The organism is Agromyces sp. P1_H4 (genome assembly GCF_056405255.1).
The window spans coordinates 1-8,338 of sequence record NZ_JBFUCL010000154.1; the positions used below are offsets into that span (position 1 = coordinate 1).

Sequence of the window (8,338 nt, forward strand, 5' to 3'; positions counted from 1 at the left end):
CACCCCGTCGAGCGACCAGGGACTCGTCGGCACGATCGAGCTCGATCCGGGCGAGACCGTCGTCTGCACCTACACGAACGCGCAATGGGGGTCGATCGTCGTCGACAAGACGACGGTACCCGCCGGCTCGCCGCAGTCCTTCGACTTCGAGTGGGGGCCTGACGGTGAGGCATTCTCGCTGACCGACGAGGCGGACCCGTACTCCACCGGGCTGGTCCCGCYGGGCACCTACACGGTGACCGAGACCTCCGAGCACCTCCGGTGGCGGCTCACCGGACTGGAGTGCGTCGGCGCCGAGGTCGAGCCGATCGTCGACGGCCGGTCCGTCGAGGTGGTGGTGCCGCTGGCGACCACCGTGTTCTGCACGTTCGAGAACACCGAGCTCACGGGCGTGACGGTGCAGAAGGACCTCATCGGAGCGCCGGTCCTCGACGGCAGCGGCAACGTGACGGTGCGCTACGGGCTCACCGTGACGAACACGTCGACGTTCGAGCAGCCCTACGACCTGCGCGACCGGATCCGGTTCGGCGGGGCCATCACCATCCAGAGCACCACGGTCGCCTCGGCCGACGGCGTCGTGGTGAACAGCGGCTGGGACGGACGGAACGACGTGCTCGTCGCCGCGGCGGCGCTGCTCGGCCCGAGCGCGGTGCACACCTACACGGTGACCGTGGTCGCGCACGTGCCACCGAACCTCACGCTCGAGCAGGCCGACTGCGCGGTGGCCTCCGGACAGGAGAACTCGGGCTTCCTCAACACCGCGACGATCTCGTTCTGGGACGGCGAGGGCTCCGACGAGGATGACGCGTGCGCGAGCGTGCCCGTCGCGGTGCCGACGGTGCTGTCGTCGACCGGCGTCAGCCTCACGGCGCTGTGGGTCGGCCTGCTGCTGATGCTCGGCGGAGCAGCCGCACTGCTGGCGCGCCGGGCGCGTTCGCAGCGTCGCTGACGACCGGATGCCGCCTCGCCGCCGTCAGTGACGGGGCTTCAACCGCACGGTCGGCAGCTCGGGCGCGGGGAGCGGGTCGCCGTCGAACCCGTCGACCGCGCCGAAGCGCCCGTCGGGGTTGTCGCGTCCGATCACGTCGGCCTGCCACTCGCGCCGGAACTCCACGATCTCGTCGTGGTTGCGGCCGATGAAGTTCCACCACATCACGAGCTCCTCGCCGAACGGCACGCCGCCGAGCAGCACGACCCGAACCGGCTGCGCGCCGGCCTCGAGCACGAGCCGCCGACGACCGGGCTCGACGTACGCGAGCTCCGACCAGGCGACCTGGGTGGTGGCATCCGCACCGTCGATCTCGATGGCCACCGGCCCGGCGTCGACGAGCACGCCGTGCTCGAAGGCGGGGTCGAGCTCGAGCTCGGTGCGCCCATGCGCGGGCAGGTCGACCTGGGCACCGAGCAGGGGCGAGAAGACGGTCACGTCGGAGTCGACGCCGGCGAGCGTGCCGACGAACACTCGCACGGTGGCGTCGCCGACCGCGACGGGCACGGTCTCGGCGTGCTCGAAGAACGGCCCGATGTGGCGGGATGCCTCGGGCAGGGCCACCCACAGCTGCACGCCGTGCAGGCGCGTCGTTCCCTGCGTCGAGACCTCGGAGTGCGAGATGCCGCGACCGGCGGTCATGAGGTTGACGGCGCCAGGACGCACCAGCTCGTGGCTGCCCGCGCTGTCGCGGTGCTCGATCTCGCCCTCGAACAGCCAGCTCACCGTCTGCAACCCCGTGTGCGGATGCGGCGGCACGACCATGCCGCCCGACTCGGAGACGTCGTCGGGGCCGTAATGATCGGCGAAGCACCACGCGCCGATGGTCGTGCGCCCCCGCTGCGGGAGCGTGCGCCGCACGCGCATGGCCCGGGGGCCGCCGAGCGGGACGTCGCGGGGCGCGAGCACCTGCACGACCGGACCGGTCGGTGCGTCGGGCGGGCACAGGAGCTCGACCGGATCGCGTTCGAGGTTGCTCATGTCGGCATGCTACCCGCGCCACAGGACACCGGTGCGGGATGCGCGCAGCGAGGGCCACGCAACTCGCGTCGGAGCCCTCGTTTTGCCGCCGCCGCCCGCTAGCATGGCGGCATGGCTCCCTCCGTGCGTCTCCGTCGCGTCGGCTTCGCCGCCGTCGCGCTCGCGTCCGTGTTCCTGCTCTCCGCGTGCAACCCGTCGGGCAACGTCGCCGAGAGCTTCTCCGGCCTCCCCGTGGCCGAGGAGGCCGAGCCGATCGACGTCGACCCCGAATCGGGCGGCGAGGTCGACGACGCCTCCGAGGAGGAGGTCGAGGGCGTCGAGTGGGACAGCGACAGTGGTCAGCCCCAGGTCGCGTGGTGGGAGCAGGGCGGCCAGATCGTCATGGTGGTCTTCGGCAGCTCGACCTGCCCGACCGTCGGCCAGCAGATCCGCACCCTCGAGAAGGCCGGCGAGGGCAACCGCGTCGCCATCGACCTCGTGCAGCGCCCCGAGACCGAGGTCTGCACCCAAGACCTCGTGCCGCACACGACGGTGTTCTGGACGCCGACCGACGTCACCACGACCGAGCCGCTCGTCGTCGAGGTCGCCGGCGACGAACTCACCATTCCCATCAAGTAGCCGATCGGCTGAGCGGGTCGACGGCTCACGGTGTCGATCGGCGCAGCACCAGCAGGTCGCCGATCTCGCAGCCGAGCACCTCGCAGATCGCCTGCAGCGTCGAGAAGCGGATGGCGCGGGCGCGGTCGTTCTTCAGCACGCTCAGGTTCACCACGCTGACGCCGACCCGGTCGCTGAGTGCCTTCAGCGTCATGCCGCGCCGTTCGAGCAGCTCGTCGAGGCGGCAGTGCACGTCGGAGGCGTCGTCGGGCTCGGCCGGGGCCATCAGACGAGGCCCTCGGTGTCGCGCTGCAGGCGCTCGCCGACCTGGAATGCCGCGCCCACCACGCCGAGCGCCATGATCCCCCAGAATGCGACCCAGTCGGTCGAGAACAGCACCCCGTCGTAGCCGTACTCGCTGACCGCCGACAGTGCTCCGTTGACTCCCATCGTCGTGAAGAGCCCGCCGAGGATCCAGCCGACGAGGAGGGTGAAGGTCGCCCACCAGATGACGCGCACGTTGACCCTGCTGAACGCGCGGCCCCGCCCGACGTTCCAGGCGAAGGCGGCGAGCAGCGCGATCACCACGATCGTCGCGAGGCCGGCCACGATGGGCTGGGCGACGAGCGCGAACTGGGTTGCGGCCGCGGGGTGCGGCACCGTGACGACCGCCTGGGTGACCTCGACCTGCACCGGTGCGCCGTCGGGGCCGATGGGCAAGGGTGCGGTCTCGTCCATGAAGGGCACAAGCGCCGGCACGTCCCGCGCCGGCAGCACCTCGAGGAGCCGCGCGACCGTGGCCCACGCCGTGCCGACGATGCCGAGTACGGCGAACCCGATGGTGACGAACAGGGCCGCCTGATCGCTGCGGCGCAGCGCCGTCGGCGAGGTGCTGAGGGACATCCGGATCTCCATATCGATCTTCGATACCAACGAATATCGATATGGTATGGCCGGGTTCGGGTCTGGTCAAGCGGTGCGCCCACGGCGAACAGCCGCCCACGCGGCATCCCGAGTGTTTACGCTCGATGTATCGACGCCCCCGAATCCAGCCGGCGCCGGTGAGGAGTTGAGGATGTTCGAGAGATTCACCGACCGAGCCCGTCGTGTCGTCGTCCTGGCCCAAGAAGAGGCCAAGATGCTGAACCACAACTACATCGGCACCGAGCACATCCTGCTCGGTCTCATCCACGAGGGTGAGGGCGTTGCCGCCAAGGCGCTCGAGTCGCTCGGGATCTCGCTCGACGCGGTGCGCGAGCAGGTGCAGGACATCATCGGCCAGGGCCAGCAGCAGCCGACGGGGCACATCCCGTTCACGCCGCGCGCGAAGAAGGTCCTCGAGCTCTCGCTGCGCGAGGCGCTCCAGCTGGGCCACAACTACATCGGCACCGAGCACATCCTGCTCGGGCTGATCCGTGAGGGCGAGGGCGTCGCCGCCCAGGTCCTCGTCAAGCTCGGCGCCGACCTCAACCGCGTGCGCCAGCAGGTCATCCAGTTGCTCTCCGGTTACCAGGGGAAGGAGCAGGTGCAGGTGGGGGCGAACGACCAGCAGCAGCCGCAGGGCGGCTCGCAGATCCTCGACCAGTTCGGGCGCAACCTCACGCAGGCCGCGCGCGAGTCGAAGCTCGACCCCGTGATCGGGCGCGAGAAGGAGATCGAGCGGGTCATGCAGATCCTCTCGCGTCGATCCAAGAACAACCCCGTACTCATCGGCGAGCCGGGCGTCGGCAAGACCGCCGTCGTCGAGGGCCTCGCGCAGGCCATCGTGAAGAACGAGGTCCCCGAGACGCTGAAGGACAAGCAGCTGTACTCGCTCGACCTCGGCTCGCTCATCGCCGGTTCCCGCTACCGCGGCGACTTCGAGGAGCGCCTGAAGAAGGTCACCAAGGAGATCCGCACCCGCGGCGACATCATCGTCTTCATCGACGAGATCCACACCCTCGTGGGTGCGGGCGCCGCCGAGGGCGCAATCGACGCCGCGTCGATCCTCAAGCCGCTCCTCGCGCGCGGTGAGCTGCAGACCATCGGCGCGACCACACTCGACGAGTACCGCAAGCACTTCGAGAAGGACGCCGCGCTCGAGCGCCGATTCCAGCCCATCCAGGTGCAGGAGCCCTCGCTGCCCCACACGATCAACATCCTCAAGGGGCTGCGCGACCGCTACGAGGCGCACCACAAGGTGTCCATCACCGACGGCGCGATCGTGGCCGCGGCGAACCTCGCCGACCGCTACATCAGCGACCGCTTCCTCCCCGACAAGGCGATCGACCTGATCGACGAGGCCGGCGCCCGCCTGCGCCTCTCGATCCTCTCGTCGCCGCCCGAGCTGCGCGAGTTCGACGAGAAGATCGCCGTGGTGCGCGCCGCCAAGGAGACCGCGATCGAGGAGCAGGACTTCGAGAAGGCCGCGTCGCTGCGCGACGAGGAGAAGAACCTGCTCGGCGAGCGCCTGCGCCTCGAGAAGCAGTGGAAGTCGGGCGACGTCAAGACCACCGCGGTGGTCGACGAGGGCCTGATCGCCGAGGTGCTCGCGCAGGCCACCGGCATCCCCGTCTTCAAGCTCACCGAAGAGGAGTCGTCGCGACTCGTCTTCATGGAGAAGGCGCTGCACGAGCGCGTCATCGGCCAGGAGGAGGCGATCTCCGCACTGTCGAAGACCATCCGCCGCACCCGCGCCGGACTGAAGGACCCCAAGCGTCCCTCGGGCTCGTTCATCTTCGCCGGGCCGACCGGCGTCGGCAAGACCGAGCTCGCCAAGGCGCTCGCCGAGTTCCTGTTCGACGACGAGGCGGCGATGATCTCGCTCGACATGTCGGAGTACGGCGAGAAGCACACCGTCTCGCGACTGTTCGGCGCCCCTCCCGGGTTCGTCGGCTTCGAGGAGGGCGGCCAGCTCACCGAGAAGGTGCGGCGCAAGCCGTTCAGCGTCGTGCTCTTCGACGAGATCGAGAAGGCGCACCCCGACATCTTCAACTCGCTCCTCCAGATCCTCGAGGAGGGCCGTCTCACCGACGGCCAGGGTCGGGTTGTGGACTTCAAGAACACCGTCATCATCATGACGACGAACCTCGGCACGAAGGACATCTCGAGCGGCCCAGTGGGCTTCCAGCTCGAGGGTGACACCCGCACCGGCTACGACCTCATGAGCGGCAAGGTGAAGGAGGAGCTGAAGAAGCACTTCAAGCCCGAGTTCCTGAACCGCGTCGACGAGATCATCGTGTTCCCGCAGCTGTCGAAGCCCGAGCTCCTGCAGATCGTCGACCTGTTCCTCAAGCGCCTCAGCGAGCGCCTGCTCGACCGCGACATGACCGTCGAGCTGACGGTGCCCGCCAAGGAGCGGCTGATCGAGGTCGGCTTCGACCCGGCCCTTGGCGCCCGGCCGTTGCGCCGAGCGGTGCAGCGCGAGGTGGAGGACCGCCTGTCGGAGAAGATCCTGCACGGCGAGCTCAACTCGGGCGACCACGTGCACGTCGACTTCCGCGACGGCGWGTTCGTGTTCACCACGTCGCAGCGGGCCCTGCCCGTCGGCGTGGGCGTGAACACCGGCGCCGCGATCGGCGCCGGGCCCGTGAGCCCCGACCTCGCGGCGGCTGCGGGCGAGTAGCCACCGCACGCACGGTTCGAAGAGCGGATGCCACGCGGCATCCGCTCTTCGCCGTTTCGGCCGCGGGTTCCGCCGCCGTGACGGCTGCCGCTCGCGCGGACGGTGTCGGTTCGTGGCGGCCTCCGCGCCGCCCGCCTGCCGGGCGCGGATAGCATGACGTGATGACCGACTTCACGGTGCGCCGCGCGCGCACGAGCGACGTGCCGAAGATCATCGCACTCGTGGAACCGCTCGTGTCCCGGCGCATCCTGCTCGGCAAGGAGCGGGTCGACCTGTACGGATCGGTGCAGGAGTTCCGCGTCGCCGAGGCCGCCGACGGCGAGGTCATCGGGGCGGGCGCGCTGCACGTCATGTGGGAGGACCTCGGCGAGGTGCGCACCCTCGCGGTCGACGACGCGTGGCTCGGACGAGGCGTCGGCCACGCCCTGCTCGAGACGCTCGAGTCGGAGGCACGCGAGCTGGGCCTCAGCCGGCTGTTCTGCCTCACCTTCGAGGTGGGGTTCTTCGGGCGCCACGGATTCGAGGACATGGGCGACGAGACCGTCGACCCCGCCGTGTACGCCGAGCTCGTGCGCTCGCACGACGAGGGCGTCGCCGAGTTCCTCGACCTCGCCCGCGTGAAGCAGAACACGCTGGGCAACACGCGCATGCTGAAACGGCTCTGACCGGGCATCCGGCGCGCCGGGCGACTGCCGGGACGATTGGCCTCCCGGTCGTACCCTGAGGGCATGTCGACGAATCCCGCACCGGCACGGCGGCAGTCGCCGCAGGTGTACCGACGTCGTCGGCTCCTGGTGCTCCTCGGACTCGTCGCCGTGATCATCGCGATCGTGCTGGTGATCGTGCGGCCGGGTTCGAGCCAGGGCGATGAGCCGGATGCCGCGGCCGGCGCCGCGCCGACGGCCACCCCCGACGCCACCGGCGAGCCGACCGCGCCGCCGACCGTGATCCCCACCGAGGCGACCGAGGTCGACGGCGACCCCTGCACCGCGAAGAACGTGGTGGTCGAAGCCGTCACCGACAAGACGGTGTACGAGGCGGGCGAGCAGCCGCAGCTCTCCGTGACGATCACCAACACGGGCAAGAACGTCTGCGTGCTGAACGCCGGGACGAACGCCCAGGTGTTCACGATCAAGAGCGGCGAGGAGCTCTACTGGCAGTCCACCGACTGTCAGGTGGACCCGATCGACGCCGAGGTGTCGCTGACGCCGGGCACGCCGATCTCGTCGAGCGTGCCGATCGTCTGGGACCGCACCCGGTCGAGCGCCGAGACCTGCGAGGGGCCGCGCGAAGCCGTGCCCGCCGGCGGCGCGTCGTATCACCTCGAGGTCACCGTCGACGGCATCGCGTCGGAGGCATCGAAGCAGTTCCAGCTCTACTGAGCCGCCGTCGGAGGAGTGTCCCCCGAAACACCGACACTGGAACGTCTCGCGCCCTTGTAGGGTGAGCGGCAGTTCGAGTGACTGGGCTCATTGCGCTTGGACAGCCTTCACCCACCGGCGATCGTCGGTGGGTGAAGGCGATCTGGGGGCCGTGACACGCCCGCTCGCACGTCGGCCTCGGCCTCGACGCGTGTTCCTCGCCGGAGTAGAATTCGCACGAGTTGCTTGGCCCGGACCCCGCTGAGTGATCGTGATGCATGCTGTCGCCTCGGCGTCGCCCGTGCCATGCGGGTTGCTCCGTTCTCGAAGGTGGGATGCAGCATGGGACGCTTCGTGTACGACCGCGATGCCACGGTCGAGATGGATGATCGCACCTTGGCGCACCTGCAGGTGGTCATCATCAACAAGCTGCGCAGGCAGGAGAGCTTCGCGCTCACGCTTCGCGATGATCAGCGGACGCTGAGCGTCTGGGTCTGCCCGCAGACCGCCGTGCAGTTCGTGTACTCGGGCAACAGGCACCCCACGCTCAACCGCGAGTGGATCGAGGAGCTCGCGGTGTCGGCGAACTCCATGGGCGGCCTCAGGTTGGTCCCCGAACCGTCGGCCGTGGCACACCACGAACTCGCGACGTCGATCGTCGAGGAGGCGGTCACCACCTGAGCCGGTTGTTCACAGCGGACTCACCGCCTATGGCGCGAGAACCGACCTAGGCTGTGCTCGCAGCCGGAATCGTGAGGGTCCGAGGCGCGTCGACGAAGACGAAGGCGGCCCCGTCGACCCCACGAT

Annotated in this window: 9 protein-coding genes; 6 read left to right on the forward strand and 3 right to left on the reverse strand. The window is 69.5% G+C overall.

The window, feature by feature from the left end:
* Positions 1-949, forward strand: a 949-nt coding sequence (locus AC1DY2_RS10755; RefSeq protein ID WP_476762423.1) for a hypothetical protein, incomplete at its 5' end; no start/stop codon positions are given.
* A gap of 24 nt (positions 950-973) precedes the next feature.
* Here the strand turns inward: AC1DY2_RS10755 and AC1DY2_RS10760 are convergent.
* Positions 974-1,969, reverse strand: coding sequence for a pirin family protein (locus AC1DY2_RS10760; protein ID WP_476762424.1), 996 nt, complete (start codon positions 1,967-1,969; stop codon positions 974-976).
* Positions 1,970-2,080: 111 nt separating this feature from the next.
* Between AC1DY2_RS10760 and AC1DY2_RS10765 the strand changes: the two genes are divergently transcribed.
* Positions 2,081-2,587 carry a hypothetical protein gene (locus AC1DY2_RS10765; protein WP_476762425.1) on the forward strand — a complete coding sequence of 169 codons (507 nt, stop codon included), beginning with the start codon at positions 2,081-2,083 and terminating at the stop codon, positions 2,585-2,587.
* 25 nt (positions 2,588-2,612) lie between these two features.
* Here the strand turns inward: AC1DY2_RS10765 and AC1DY2_RS10770 are convergent, their stop codons facing one another.
* On the reverse strand, positions 2,613-2,852 hold the full coding sequence (locus AC1DY2_RS10770; RefSeq protein WP_476762426.1) for a helix-turn-helix domain-containing protein: 240 nt from the start codon (positions 2,850-2,852) through the stop codon (positions 2,613-2,615).
* Positions 2,852-3,469, reverse strand: coding sequence for a hypothetical protein (locus AC1DY2_RS10775; protein WP_476762427.1), 618 nt, complete (start codon positions 3,467-3,469; stop codon positions 2,852-2,854). The genes AC1DY2_RS10770 and AC1DY2_RS10775 overlap by 1 nt, the downstream gene beginning before the upstream one ends.
* A 172-nt stretch (positions 3,470-3,641) precedes the next feature.
* Between AC1DY2_RS10775 and AC1DY2_RS10780 the strand changes: the two genes are divergently transcribed.
* From AC1DY2_RS10780 to AC1DY2_RS10795, 4 genes are all read left to right on the forward strand, one after another.
* Positions 3,642-6,170, forward strand: a complete 2,529-nt coding sequence (locus AC1DY2_RS10780) for an ATP-dependent Clp protease ATP-binding subunit (protein ID WP_476762428.1) — start codon at positions 3,642-3,644, stop codon at positions 6,168-6,170.
* Positions 6,171-6,331: 161 nt separating this feature from the next.
* Positions 6,332-6,835 carry an amino-acid N-acetyltransferase gene (locus AC1DY2_RS10785; RefSeq protein WP_309977189.1) on the forward strand — a complete coding sequence of 168 codons (504 nt, stop codon included), beginning with the start codon at positions 6,332-6,334 and terminating at the stop codon, positions 6,833-6,835.
* 63 nt (positions 6,836-6,898) lie between these two features.
* Positions 6,899-7,552, forward strand: a complete 654-nt coding sequence (locus AC1DY2_RS10790; protein WP_476762429.1) for a hypothetical protein — start codon at positions 6,899-6,901, stop codon at positions 7,550-7,552.
* 321 nt (positions 7,553-7,873) lie between these two features.
* Positions 7,874-8,212: a DUF7882 family protein gene (locus AC1DY2_RS10795; RefSeq protein WP_476762430.1), complete on the forward strand. Its 339-nt coding sequence runs from the start codon at positions 7,874-7,876 to the stop codon at positions 8,210-8,212.
* Positions 8,213-8,338: the final 126 nt, after the last annotated feature.